10 protein-coding genes are annotated in these 12,918 nt (G+C 71.3%); all 10 read left to right on the top strand.

Annotated elements, in window-relative coordinates:
• The first annotated feature begins 43 nt into the window (after positions 1-43).
• The 10 genes from GGR71_RS11705 to GGR71_RS11660 all read left to right on the top strand — a co-directional run bounded on the left by GGR71_RS11705 (position 44) and on the right by GGR71_RS11660 (position 12,917).
• On the top strand, positions 44-1,327 hold the full coding sequence (locus tag GGR71_RS11705; protein WP_237474292.1) for an FkbM family methyltransferase: 1,284 nt from the start codon (positions 44-46) through the stop codon (positions 1,325-1,327).
• Positions 1,328-1,521: 194 nt separating this feature from the next.
• Positions 1,522-5,046 (top strand): glycosyltransferase, encoded by a 3,525-nt coding sequence (locus GGR71_RS11700; protein ID WP_160958727.1) that lies wholly within the window; start codon positions 1,522-1,524, stop codon positions 5,044-5,046.
• Between the two features lie 242 nt (positions 5,047-5,288).
• A complete protein-coding gene (fliE, locus tag GGR71_RS11695) occupies positions 5,289-5,651 on the top strand; it encodes a flagellar hook-basal body complex protein FliE (protein WP_048489838.1) in 363 nt (120 codons plus the stop codon).
• 12 nt (positions 5,652-5,663) lie between these two features.
• A complete protein-coding gene (gene fliF, locus GGR71_RS11690; protein WP_160958725.1) occupies positions 5,664-7,385 on the top strand; it encodes a flagellar basal-body MS-ring/collar protein FliF in 1,722 nt (573 codons plus the stop codon).
• 10 nt (positions 7,386-7,395) lie between these two features.
• The gene (fliG, locus tag GGR71_RS11685; RefSeq protein WP_160958722.1) at positions 7,396-8,385 is read left to right on the top strand and encodes a flagellar motor switch protein FliG; all 990 of its coding nucleotides are present in this window, start codon (positions 7,396-7,398) and stop codon (positions 8,383-8,385) included.
• Positions 8,382-9,005 (top strand): FliH/SctL family protein, encoded by a 624-nt coding sequence (locus GGR71_RS11680; protein WP_048489841.1) that lies wholly within the window; start codon positions 8,382-8,384, stop codon positions 9,003-9,005. The genes fliG and GGR71_RS11680 overlap by 4 nt, the downstream gene beginning before the upstream one ends.
• Entirely contained in the window at positions 9,002-10,378 is a 1,377-nt protein-coding gene (locus GGR71_RS11675) for a FliI/YscN family ATPase (protein ID WP_160958720.1), read from the top strand. Before GGR71_RS11680 ends, GGR71_RS11675 begins: the two co-directional genes overlap by 4 nt.
• Before the next feature lie 3 nt (positions 10,379-10,381).
• Positions 10,382-10,843: a flagellar export protein FliJ gene (fliJ, locus tag GGR71_RS11670; protein WP_160947166.1), complete on the top strand. Its 462-nt coding sequence runs from the start codon at positions 10,382-10,384 to the stop codon at positions 10,841-10,843.
• On the top strand, positions 10,840-12,153 hold the full coding sequence (locus GGR71_RS11665; protein WP_184451962.1) for a flagellar hook-length control protein FliK: 1,314 nt from the start codon (positions 10,840-10,842) through the stop codon (positions 12,151-12,153). Before fliJ ends, GGR71_RS11665 begins: the two co-directional genes overlap by 4 nt.
• 248 nt (positions 12,154-12,401) lie before the next feature.
• Positions 12,402-12,917, top strand: a complete 516-nt coding sequence (locus GGR71_RS11660; protein WP_160958715.1) for a flagellar basal body-associated FliL family protein — start codon at positions 12,402-12,404, stop codon at positions 12,915-12,917.
• Position 12,918: the final 1 nt, after the last annotated feature.

The following is a 12,918-nucleotide window of genomic DNA, read 5'->3' as shown; positions in this document are numbered from 1 at the left end:
CCCAAAACGGCGCGAAGTGCGACAGCACGCCGGGCTGGGATGCATGCACGATTCTGGCGCAGCCGGCTTCGCTAGGATCGCTCGCGGGCGGCGATCGCCGTGCGGCCTGATTGCGCTACGACGCGACACGCCCCTCGCATCCGTCTTCCCAGCATCCGCGCGCCTCCGATGGCGCGTCCTTTCGAGTGGACCCATGACCGACCACCTGGCCGCGCGTCAGCGCGAAGCCGACCTGATCGATGCCTGCAAGCGCGCTGGCGGTGCGATCTTCCTGGCCCCGAGCTCCCATCTTGGAAAACTTTTCGCGTCCGCTGCGGCCACGGCGCTGCTCGCCAGAGCGCCGGGAATCAGCATCCTCGCGCTGGACGACGTCCTGCATGCGCAGGCCATGCCGGTCGACGGTTTCGACGCGGTGCTGCCGACGGCAGCGCTGCGTCAGGACCCAAGCCTGGCCCGTCTGCCCGCGATCAACTGCGGCTACTCGATCCCGACCTGGCTGCACTTTGCGCAGTTGGTGCAGCAGGTCGGCGGCCGCGCCGTCGATCTGCCGGAGCTCATGTACGCCCTGGACATGACCCTGATCTACGAGACCGGACCGACGACGCGCGCGCAGACGCTGGCGCATGCGCAACGGTTCGACGCCGTGCGCCATCGCCTGGCCGACGCCCTGAGCGTGCGGACGCTCGATGCGGTGCTGCAGATGCGCATGAACGGCGATCGGCGACCCTTGCTGGATGTGCTGTGTCCGGGCGAACAGGAGTATTTCTCCATGTTCCAGGGCAACCCGCATCCGATCCGGATCGCGGCGAACGAGCACTACGTGGACATCGGCGCCTACGATGGCGACACCGTGCGTAAGTTCCGCGTTGCCGCCCGCGACCGCTATGCGGCCATCCACGCCTTCGAGCCGGACCCGGAGAACTTCGCCGCCCTGCAGCAAGGGCTTGCGGATGACGGCGGCCGCACCACCCTGTACAACGCGGCGGTCGCCGATGTCGCCGGCACCCTCGCGTTCGATGCCCAGGGCACCATGGGCAGCCGGCTCGACGGCAGCGGCGCCGCACGCGTCGCCTGCCTGCGCCTGGACGACGTGCTCGAACGCGCCACCCTGCTGAAAATGGATGTGGAGGGGTTCGAGCCCACGGTGCTGCGCGGCGCCACCGAACTGATCCGGCGCTGCCGCCCGCGCATGGCCATCACCTGCTACCACCACGCGCTCGACCTGCTGGACATCGTCGCCGAACTGGACCGGATCCTGCCGGATGCCAAGCTGCGCCTGCGCCAGTACTCGCTGTACTTCTACGACACCGTGCTCTACGTGGAATGAGTTGCCGCGACCGCTAGCGGCGCGCTGGCCTCCCTCTGCCGCTTCGCACGGGCAGTAACAAATGGGAACCATCGCGGCGCGGCGGTCCAGCCATGTCGGCTGCAACCTGGCTGACGAGCGGCATGGTTGTTGCATCCGCGATGGATCGGGCGCGGCGTGCGCTCCGCGCCCCCTCCCGACACGGTCCATCGTTCATGCCCCACCCGCCCCTGGTCAGCGTGGTCATGCCGGCCTACAAGCTGCGCTACTTCGAGCAGGCGCTCGACAGCGTGCTGGCCCAGACCTATCCGGCGCTGGAACTGGTCATCTGCGACGACAACCCGACCGAGGCGCTCGCCGAGGTGGTGGAACGCCGTGCGGCCACTGCCCGGTTCCCGATCCGCTACCACCGCAATCCGGAGCGCTACGGCGAACTCGGCAGCACCGCCCGCGGCATCGCCCTGGCCCAGGGCGAGTACGTGAAGTTCCTGCACGACGACGACGTGCTGGCGCCGGACTGCGTGGCCGCACTGGTCGCGGCGATACAGTCCGCGCCGGACGTGCTGCTGGCCTCCTCGCGCCGGCAGCGCATCGACAGCCACGGCGCGCCGCTGGAGGACATCCCGGCCACGGCCTTCCCGTTCGCCGGCGACGTACTGCTGGATGGGCCGGAGCTGCTGTCGTTCCTGGCCGACCACACCATCAACTTCGTCGGCGAGCCCAGCTGCGTGCTGTGCCGGCGCAGCGACCTGCTGGAGATCGGCGACGAACTGATGACGCTGGCCGGCAAGGTGATCAACTGGGTCGGCGACCTGGCGCTGTACGCCAAGCTGCTGCATCGCGGCCACCTGGCGCTGCTGGCACGGCCGTTGACCCGCTTCCGGGTGTCGGAGGAGCAATACAGCCAGGCCGGCCGCGACCAGCCCGGCATCGGCGACCAGGGCCATGCCAACTTCCGCCAGGGCGTGCGCGCGATGGGCTGGTACCGCGGCAATGGCGACGTCCGCCAGGTCACGGTGACGCCGCTGGCCGGCGGCCCGGGCACGCCGGTGGACCTGCTGCAGGCGATCCAGGACGCCTACGCGCGCGTCTGCGTGCAAGCGGCGCTGCGCGACTGGCAGGCGCGGCGGACAGTGACGCCAGCGCAACGCGACCTGCTCGACGCGCGCCTGGCCGCCCTCGGCGGCGCGCCGCGGCTGGCTGTCCTGGTCGACGCACGTGGCGCCGAGCGCACCGCGCTGGCGGCGACCCTGGACAGCCTGCTGCTGGAGGGCGCGGCGTTCGCGCAGGTGCAGGCGCTGGTGCTGGGCGACACCTCCAGCGCAGCGTGGCCGGACCCGCGGGTCCGGAGCCTGCCGCCGCTGCCGGCCGAGGCCGATGCCGCGGCGCTGTCCGCCGCGCTGGACGCGTCACCGGCCAGCGACTGGTGCCTGCGCGTGGCGGCCGGCAGCCGTTTCTACGCCGGCGGCCTGCTGCGGCTGTTGCTGGAACTGGCACAGCAGCCGCAATGCAACGCGCTGTATGCGGACGAATGGCTGGCCGTGGATGCGGACACCCTCGCGCCGCTGCTGCGGCCAGATCCGGACCTGGACCTGCTGCTGGGCAATCCGCTGGCCACGGCCGGCCACTGGGTGTTCCGCCGCGCCGCGGTGCAGGCGCTGGGCGGCTTCGACCCGGCCTACGATGGCGCCAGCGAACTCGAACTGATCCTGCGCCTGTTCCTGCGCGACGGCGGCGACGGCATCGCGCATCTGCCCGAGCCGCTGCTGGTCGCCACGCCGGCCAGCGCCGAGGCCGGCAGCCAAGCGCGCCAGCGCGCGATCGCCGCGCACCTGCAGGCCCGCGGCTATCCGCAGGCCACGGTCGAACCGCTGCCGGGCGGCCTGTTCCGCATCGACTACGGCCATCCCGCGCAACCGCCGGTCTCGATCGTCCTGTTGGCACAGGACAACCTGCCAGCACTACAGCGCGCGGTGGTCAGCCTGCTCGAACAGACCGCCTACCCGGCCTACGAACTGCTGCTGGTGGACAACGCCAGCCAGGTCCCGGAGACCACCGCGTGGATGCAGGCGGTGGCCGAACTGGGCAACGGCCGCATCCGCGTGTTCGCGCTGGAACAGCGGGTCTCCCTGGCCGAGGCGCACAACCTCGCCGCCACCCAGGCGCAGGGCGAATACCTGCTGTTCCTGGATGCCGACAGCGCCGCGGTGCAGGACGGTTGGCTGCACGCGCTGATGAACCACGCGCAGCGACCCGAAGTCGGCATCGTCGGCGCCAAGGGCGTGTCCGCCGACGGCCGCATCACCCACGCCGGCCTGCTGCCAGGGCTGCTGCCCGGCGCCGGCCACGCCTTCGCCGGCGAAGCGATGGCCCAGCCCGGCTACATGGGCCGGCTGCAGGTGGCCCATCGCTACAGCGCAGTGTCGGCGCATTGCCTGCTGGTGCGGCGGGCGCTGTTCGAACACCTGTCCGGATTCGACGCGGCCGGCTTCGCCGAGGGCGGCGCCGACGTGGATCTGTGCCTGCGCGCGGCCGCGGTGGGCGCCTGGACCGTGTGGACGCCGCAGGCGCTGCTGCTGCAGCCGGCCCCGGCTACCCGCAGCGACGCCGCCGACGAGGCCCTGTTGCAGCGCTGGTTGCCGGTGCTGGCGCAGGATCCGGCCTATTCGCCCAGCCTGGGCCTGGACCAGCCTGGCGGATTCCAGCTCACCGAGTCCGAATTCTCCTGGCAGCCGCTGTCGTGGAAGCCGCTGCCGCGGGTGCTCGCCCATCCGGGCGACACCTTCGGCAGTGGGCAGTACCGGGTGATCCAGCCGTTCCAGGCGCTGGCCGCGTCCGCGCAGATCGACGGCCTGTACTACGCACGCCTGCTCGACCCGGTGGAGCTTGCGCGCATCGGCGCCGATGCGGTGGTGCTGCAGCGCCGGGTGGGCGACGCGGAACTGGCGCGCATGGAGCGCATGCGCCGCTTCGGCAAGGCCTTCATGGTCTACGAACTGGACGACTACCTGCCCAATCTGCCGCTGAAGAGCGCGCATCGCGAGCAGATGCCCAAGGACGTGCTGCGTTCGCTGCGGCGTGCCGCCACGCTGGTGGACCGGGTCACCGTCTCCACGCCGGACCTGGCCGAGGCGCTGGCCGGCCTGCACGGCGACATCCGCGTGGTGCGCAACCGGCTGGAGCCGCAGTTGTGGGGCGCCCTGCCGGCACCGGGGGCGTCCGGCTCGGCCAAGCCGCGGGTCGGCTGGGCCGGCGGGCTCAGCCACACCGGCGACCTGGAGCTGATCGCCGACGTGGTGCAGGCGCTGGCCGGCGAGGTGCATTGGGTGTTCATGGGCCTGTGCCCGGAGCGGCTGCGCCGGCACGTGCACGAGGTGCACGCAGGCGTGGACTTCGCCCGCTATCCGCAGGCGCTGGCGGCGCTGGGCCTGGACCTGGCGTTGGCGCCGCTGGAAGACAACCTGTTCAACCGCTGCAAGAGCAACCTGCGCCTGCTCGAGTACGGCGCCTGCGGCTATCCGGTGGTGGCCAGCGACCTGCCGCCCTACCGCGATGGCGGACTGCCGGTGACCCTGGTCAAGAACCGCTTCCGCGACTGGGTCAATGCGATCCGCGCGCACTTGGCCGACGCCGACGCACGCGCTGCGGCCGGCACCGCCCTGCGCGCGGCGGTGCAGCGCGACTGGCTGCTGCAGGGCGACAACCTGGAGGAGTGGCGGACCGCCTGGCTGCCGGACTAGCACCCGCCAACCAGGATCGCCGCGCCGGCGCCCGACCGTGACGACGCGCACAGCGTCAACCTGCCGACGCGCAGCCGCTGCCTAACCCGCGCCTTCCATGCTGCCTGCGCCGGGAACCCGTCACCGGCCGCTGGACTTCCCCGCCCCTGCCCGTTCGGGAGCCGCGCGGCACGTGAATGCCGTTTCGGCACACCGCTTGCATTGCATACCGGCAAGCCGCCTCCCGGCAGGGACTTCACCGTATGAGCGACTCCATCAGCTCCATCCTTTCGCAGATCCGCAGCTACCAGGGCCAGGTCGGCCAGGCGGCGCAGACGCGGGTGGGCGATGTCGGCCGCAGCAATGCGATCGAAGGCCTGGCCGGCAACCAGGGCGTGCAGGGCCCCAGCTTCACCGAGACCCTGCGCAACGCGATCGGCGGCGTGAACGAGGCCCAGCAGAAGTCCGGCGAGCTCGCCAAGGCCTTCGAACTGGGCGATCCCAGCGCGGACCTGGCCAAGGTGATGCTGGCCGCACAACAGTCCCAGGTGGCGTTTCGCGCTACCGTGGAAGTCCGCAACCGACTCGTCCAGGCGTACCAGGACGTGATGAACATGCCGCTGTAAGGGTAGAAGACGATGGCGCTTGCGATCAGCAAAGAGACATTCAACACCGAGAAGGCGGGCGCCTGGTTCGACCGCCTGCAGAGCCTGCAGCTCACCCGTCGCATCGGCCTGATGGCGATGATCGCGGTGGCCGTGGCGGCCGGCCTGTTCGTGTTCTTCTGGTCGCAGAAGCCGGCCTACACCCCGCTGTACACCGGCCTGGACGAGAAAGGCACCGCCGAAGCCACCGACCTGCTGCGCACCGCGCAGATCCCGTTCAAGCTCGACCAGGCCACCGGTGCGATCACCGTGCCGGAGGACAAGCTGTACGACGCGCGGCTGAAGCTGGCCGGCTCCGGCCTGACCGACAACGGCAACATGGGCTTCGAGGTGATGGAGAAGGATCCCGGCTTCGGGGTCAGCCAGTTCGTGGAGAACGCGCGCTACCAGCACGCCCTGGAAACCGAACTGGCGCGCACCATCGCCAGCCTGCGCCCGGTGCGCGAGGCGCGGGTGCACCTGGCCATCCCCAAGCCGAGCGCGTTCACCCGCCAGCGCGAGGCCGCCAGCGCCTCGGTGGTGCTGGAACTGCGCGGCGGCACCACCCTGGAACGCAACCAGGTCGATGCGATCGTCAACATGGTCGCCTCCAGCATCCCCGACCTGGCGCCGGACCGCGTCACCGTGGTCGACCAGAGCGGGCGCATGCTGACCATCGCCGACCCCAACAGCGACGCCGCGCTCAACGCCGCCCAGTTCGACCAGGTGCGGCGCCAGGAAAGCGCCTACAACCAGCGCATCCGCGAACTGCTGGAGCCGATGACCGGCCCCGGCCGGGTCAACCCGGAAGTGAACGTGGACATGGACTTCTCGGTGGTCGAGGAAGCCCGTGAGCTGTACAACGGCGACCCGCCGAAGCTGCGCAGCGAGCAGGTCAGCGACAGCAGCACCAGCACCAGCGGTCCGCAGGGCGCACCGGGCGCGACCAGCAACTCGCCGGGCAGCGCGCCGGGCCAGCCGGGCGCCACCGGCGCCCCGCCCGCCCCCGGCACTGCCGGCACCCAGCAGACCGCCGCCGCGACGCCGACCGAAAGTTCCAAGAGCGCCACCCGCAACTACGAACTGGACCGTACCCTGCAGCACACCCGGCAGCCGGCCGGCCGCATCAAGCGCGTCTCGGTGGCGGTGCTGGTGGACCACGTGATGCGCCCGGGCGCCAAGGGCAAGATGACCGAGCAGGCGCTCAGCGCCGCCGAGCTGACCCGGATCGAAGGCCTGGTCAAGCAGGCGGTGGGCTTCAACGCCGAGCGCGGCGACACCGTCTCGGTGATGAACGCCCCGTTCGTCCGCCAGGCGCCGGAAGCGGCCGACAAGCCCGGTTGGTGGGAAGATCCGCGGGTGATGAACGGCCTGCGCCTGGTGTTGGGTGCTGCGGTGGTGCTGGCGCTGCTGTTCGGCGTGCTGCGCCCGGCGCTGCGCCAGATCGCCGGTCCCGCGCCGGCCGCATCGGTCGGCCACGACCGCGACGGCAACGAACCGCGCGACGCCAAGCTGTCGATGCTCGACGACGACAACCCGCTGCTGCCGTCGCTGGGCGAGGACACCGCCAGCCTCAGCGGCGGCACCGGCGGCAACCCCGCCATCGCCCTGCCCGACGCCTACGAAGAACGGTTGCGCCAGGCCCGCGAAGCGGTCAAACAGGATTCCAAGCGCGTGGCGCAGGTCGTGAAGGGATGGGTCGCCAGTGAAGCCTGATGCGAATGCAATGAACGGCACCCAGCGCGCCGCCGTGCTGCTGCTGTCGCTCGGCGAGGCCGACGCGGCCGAGGTGCTCAAGCACATGGACCCCAAGGAGGTGCAGAAGATCGGCATCGCCATGGCGACGCTGAGCGGCATCTCGCGCGACCAGGTCGACAAGGTCATGGAAGAGTTCAATGCCGAGCTGGGCAGCAAGACCTCGCTGGGCGTGGGCGCCGACGACTACATCCGCAACGTGCTGGTGCAGGCGCTTGGCGCCGACAAGGCCGGCAGCCTGATCGACCGCATCCTGCTGGGCCGCAACACCACCGGCCTGGACACGCTGAAGTGGATGGATCCGCGCGCGATCGCCGACCTGGTGCGCAACGAGCATCCGCAGATCATCGCCATCGTGATGGCGCACCTGGACAACGACCAGGCCGCCGAGGCGCTGAAGCTGCTGCCCGAGCGCACCCGCGCCGACGTGCTGATGCGCATCGCCACCCTCGACGGCATCCCGCCGCACGCGCTCAACGAACTCAACGAGATCATGGAGCGGCAGTTCTCCGGCAACCAGAACCTGAAGTCCTCGAACGTGGGCGGGGTCAAGGTCGCGGCGAACATCCTCAACTTCCTGGACAGCGGCGCCGACCAGGGCGTGCTGGCGGCGATCAGCAAGATCGACGCCGACCTGGGCAGCCGCATCCAGGACCTGATGTTCGTGTTCGACAACCTGGTGGAGCTGGACGACCGCGGGCTGCAGACCATGCTGCGCGAGGTCAGCGGCGATCGCCTCGGCCTGGCCCTGCGCGGCGCCGACATCAAGGTGCGCGACAAGATCACCAAGAACATGTCCCAGCGCGCCGCCGAGATCCTGCTGGAAGACATGGAGGCGCGCGGCCCGGTACGCCTGGCCGATGTGGAGGCCGCGCAGAAGGAGATCCTGGCGATCGTGCGGCGCCTGGCCGATGAGGGCGTGATCAGCCTCGGCGGCGGTGGTGCGGAGGCCATGGTATGAACGGCAATGTGGTGCGCTGGCTGGCGCCGGAACTCGATGCCCCGCCGCTGTCGGCGGCGCAGCCGTACGAAGACGTGCTGCCGGACGAGCCGGTGCTGCGCCCGCCGAGCCTGGAGGAGATCCAGGCGATCGAGGCCGCGGCCCAGCACGAAGGCTTCGAACGCGGCCACGCCGAAGGCCTGGCCCAGGGCCAGGCCGAGATCCGCCGCCTGACCGCGCAGATCGAAGGCATCCTGGACAACTTCTCGCGGCCGCTGGCGCGGCTGGAGAACGAAGTGGTCGGCGCGCTCGGCGAACTGGCCGTGCGCATCGCCGGCAGCCTGGTCGGCCGCGCCTACCAGGCCGACCCGGTGCTGCTGTCGGAACTGGTCGCCGAGGCCCTGGACGCGGTCGGCGGCGCGCGCCGCGACGTCGAGGTGCGCCTGCACCCGGACGACATCGCCGCGTTGACCCCGTTGCTGACGATGATGGACCAGGGCATCCGGCTGGTGCCGGACCTGAGCCTGAGCCGCGGCGACCTGCGCGTGCACGCCGAATCGGTGCGCATCGACGGTACCCTGGAGGCGCGCCTGCGCGCGGCCCTGGAGACGGTGATGCGCAAGTCCGGAGCGGGCCTGTGAGTGCGCTGTCCGGCACCCACCCCGCCGACTGGCTGGATGCGCGCAACCTGCGCCTGGCCGGCCGCCTGGGCAGGCTCGACCTGGACGCGGCCGCCGGCCGCGGCCTGATCCGCGAAGGCATCCTGCGCCGGGCGGTCGGCCTGACCCTGGAAGCGGTCGGCTGCGAGGCGCCGATGGGCGCCACCTGCAAGGTCGAGGTCGACGGCGGCTGGGTCGACGCCGAAGTGGTCGGCTTCTCCGGCGACCGCACCTCGCTGATGCCCAGCGCCGAAACCCACGGCCTGCTGCCCAATGCGCGGGTGGTGCCGCTGCACCGCCGCGGCGGCGTGGAAGTGGGCGAAGGCCTGCTCGGCCGGGTCATCGATTCGGATGGCGTGCCGCTGGACGGCAAGGGCCCGATCCGCGCCGAAGGCTCGGTGGGCATGGCCGGCGTGTCGATCAACCCGCTGGCGCGCGAACCCATCACCACCCCGCTGGACGTCGGCGTGCGCGCGATCAACGCGCTGCTGCCGATCGGCCGCGGCCAGCGCGTGGGCCTGTTCGCCGGCTCCGGCGTCGGCAAGTCCACCCTGCTGGGCATGATGACCCGCTACACCGCCGCCGACGTGATCGTGGTCGGGCTGATCGGCGAACGCGGCCGCGAAGTGCGCGATTTCGTCGAGACCACGCTGGGCGAGGAAGGCTTGCGCCGCGCCGTGGTCGTCGCCGCCCCGGCCGACCGTCCGCCGCTGGCGCGCCTGCATGGCGCCTACCGCGCCACCGCCATCGCCGAGTGGTTCCGCGACCAGGGCCTGAACGTGCTGCTGCTGATGGACTCGCTGACCCGCTTCGCCCAGGCCCAGCGCGAGATCGGCCTGTCGGTGGGCGAGCCGCCGACCACCCGCGGCTATCCGCCGTCGGTGTTCGCCAAGCTGCCGGCGCTGGTCGAACGCGCCGGCAACGGCGCCAAGGGCCGTGGTTCGATCACCGCCTTCTACACCGTACTGACCGAAGGCGACGATCCGCAGGACCCGATCGCCGACGCCGCCCGCGCCATCCTCGACGGCCATATCCTGCTGTCGCGGCGCGTCGCCGACAGCGGGCTGTACCCGGCCATCGACGTCGAGTCCTCGGTGAGCCGCGTGGTCCAGGACATCGCCGACGAGCCGTGGCGCCTGCGCATCCGCTCGCTGAAGCGGCTGGTGTCGGCCTACTCGGCCAACCGCGACCTGATCACCATCGGCGCCTACCAGCGCGGCAACGACCCGGCGGTGGACGAAGCGCTGGAGCGCTGGCCGGAGATCATGGAATTCCTCGGACAGGACGTCGCCAAAGCCGCAGATCTGCCCCACAGCCAGGCCGCCCTGAAGCGCCTGGTCGACCGCGAGAACTAAGCCATGATGCAATCGCAACGTCTCGATCCCCTGCTCCGCCGGGCCCAGCAGCACGAAGACGAGGTCGCCCGCGATCTCGCCGAGCGCCAGCGTGCCCTGGCCACCCACGAGTCGCGGCTGGAGGAACTGCGCCGCTACGCCGAGGAGTACGCCAACAGCCAGATGGCGGCGACCAGCCTGGCGCAGTTGGCCAACCGCCGCGCCTTCCTGGACCGGCTGGAGAGCGCGGTGCAGCAGCAGTGCCAGACCGTGGACCGCAACCGCGAAAAGGTGGAGATGGAGCGCAGCCGGCTGCTGCTGGCCAGCCGCGACAAGCAGGTGCTGGAACAGCTCGCGGCCAGCTACCGCGCGCAGGAACGCAAGGTCGACGACCGCCGCAGCCAGCGCGAGATGGACGACCTGGGCGCGCGCCGTGCGCGCCTGGCGGCCACCGCCGACGAACACGAGAACGGAGACGGACGATGAACAACGCGCTTTCCGCGCTGGGCGGCAGCGGCCGCGCCAGCCAGATCGGCGGCGGCAACGACAGCCAGGGCCTTGACCGCAGCGGCAGCAAGGACAAGGACTTCGCCAAGCTGCTCGGCGGCGGCTCGGCGCGCACCACCGCGCCCAAGCCCGCTGCCCGCGAGACGGCCAAGCCGGCGCAAGACACCGACAAGAGCCAGGCGGACAAGCGCCCGGCGGCCGCCGACGACGCCGCCAGCGATCCCGCGCGCACCGCGCAGACCGGCGACAAGGTCGCGCAGGACACCGAGAAGAGCAGCACCGAGACCAAGGCCTCGGGCAAGGACAAGGGCAAGGCCGAGGACAGCCACAACGACGCCAAGCCGGACGAGAGCGCCTGGCCGCCGGCCGGGCTGGCTGGGATCGGCCTGGGCCTGTTGCCGGCGATTGGCGCGGCGGTGCTGCCCGCGGCCACGGCGACCCCGCTGGGCGCGGCCGCGAGCTTGGCCGTCGGCGTCGCCGGCGCCGTGGCCAATGGCGCCGCGGCCCTGCTCGGCGGCGGCGACGCGCTGCCGCAGACCGCGGCGGGCGCCACCGATCCGAATGCGGCCACCGCCGGCACCGCCACCGCGGCGGCCGGCACCGCCCCGGCCTCGGCCGCCGGCGGCTTCGGCGCGATGCTGCTGGCGCAGGGCGGGTCGGCCGACAAGGCCGGCGGTGCCGAGACCGCGGCCCCGCTGGCGGCACTGGCCGCCATTGCCGCCGCAGCCGGCGGCAAGACCGGCGAGAGCGGCGACGCCGCGCCCGCCGCCGATCCCAGCGCGATCGCGCCGACCGCGGCGGCCACGCCGCTGCACGCCACCGCGCGGCTGGCCGATGCGCAGCCGTTCAGCGGCTCGCCGACGCCGACCCCGAACCTGCACGGCAACCAGTTCGACGAGGAACTGGGCGCGCGTATCAGTTGGCTGGCCGACCAGAAGATCGGTCACGCCCACATCAAGCTGAATCCGGCCGAGCTCGGCCCGGTCGAAGTGCGCCTGCACATGACCGGCGACCAGGTCAACGCCAGCTTCAGCAGCAACCAGGCCGACGTGCGCCAGGCCCTGGAGAACAGCCTGCCGCGCCTGCGCGACATGCTCGGCCAGCACGGCTTCCAGCTCGGCCAGGCCGACGTCGGCCAGCAGCAGCCGCAGCAACAGCAGGCCAATGCGCAGAGCACGCCGCAGGGCGGCAGCCGCAGCGGCGGCGAGCTTGCCGACGACCTGTCCGGCAGCGTCGGGATTCCGGCGATGGTGCTGCGCCAGCGCGGGCTGCTCGACGCCTACGCCTGATCCGGGCGGCGCTGCCGCCAGCCGGATCGGGGTAAGGCCTTTTGTGGGAGGGGCTTCAGCCCCGACGCTTTCCTCCGAAAAGCGTCGGGGTTGAAGCCCCTCCCCACCCTGGATCCTTCTCCCACAACGGTCTCGGCCCACGTCCGCACCGCGCGCGGCGGCACTGTCAAACACCCGGCGCGCCAGGCGCCCGGTTTCGGCACGGCGATTGCATCCTCAGGGGCAGACCCCCTTCAGGAGCCCGCACTGTGTCAGCCGCCGACAAATCCAAGAAAGACGCCAAGGACGCCCCGGAAGGCGGCAAGTCGAAGAAGATGCTGATCATCGTGGTCGCGGCCGTGCTGGTGCTGGGCGGCGGCGGTGCCGGCGCGTTCTTCTTCCTGAAGAAGCCAGAGGGCGGCCACGCCAAGGCCGAGGAGAAGACCGCCGAGGTTCCCAAGCCGGCGCAGTACTTCGCGATGGACCCGGCGTTCGTGGTCAACCTCAACGGCGGCGCCGAAGACGGCCCGCACTACCTGCAGCTGGAAGTGCAGCTGATGACCCGCGATCCGGAAGAGCTGAAGCTGATCACCGAGAACGCCCCGGCGATCCGCGCGCACCTGCTGATGCTGTTCTCGCAGGTGCAGGCAACGGACATCGCCAACATCGACGGGCGCAAGAAGCTGCAGGCCGCGGCGCTGGCCGACGCGCAGAAGCTGATGACCGCCGAGACCGGCAAGAAGTGCGTGGAAGAACTGCTGTTCACCAGCTTCGTGACCCAGTAAG

This window comes from Xanthomonas sp. F1, from assembly GCF_014199855.1.
Note: the sequence above shows the minus strand (reverse complement) of the source record. Positions and strands in the feature narration are given on the sequence as shown.